Annotated in this window: 1 protein-coding gene; it reads right to left on the bottom strand. The window is 65.5% G+C overall.

The genetic code is table 11. From position 1 onward, the window contains the following. The coding region (locus U5782_RS41560) for an enolase C-terminal domain-like protein (RefSeq protein WP_415914508.1) at positions 1 to 223 on the bottom strand (223 nt) is incomplete at both ends.

The following is a 223-nucleotide window of genomic DNA, read 5'->3' as shown; positions in this document are numbered from 1 at the left end:
AGCCATGTTCACGTCCACGCGCACGGCGGCGCGATTGCCCACGGCCTTCTTGATCTCGGCGACGTGTTTGATATCGGTTTCGAGGGCCTTTGCGCCGATCTTCAGCTTGAAGAAGTTGTGGCGGCGCACGTCGAGCATGTGCTCGGCTTCGGCGATATCTTTCGCGGTGTCGCCCGAGGCGAGCGTCCAGGCCACCGGCAGGCGGTCGCGTCGGCGGCCACCC

Origin of the sequence: Paraburkholderia sp. J67 (genome assembly GCF_905220265.1) — a bacterium.
Lineage (GTDB): Bacteria > Pseudomonadota > Gammaproteobacteria > Burkholderiales > Burkholderiaceae > Paraburkholderia.
This window is presented reverse-complemented; position numbering and strand designations above follow the sequence as displayed.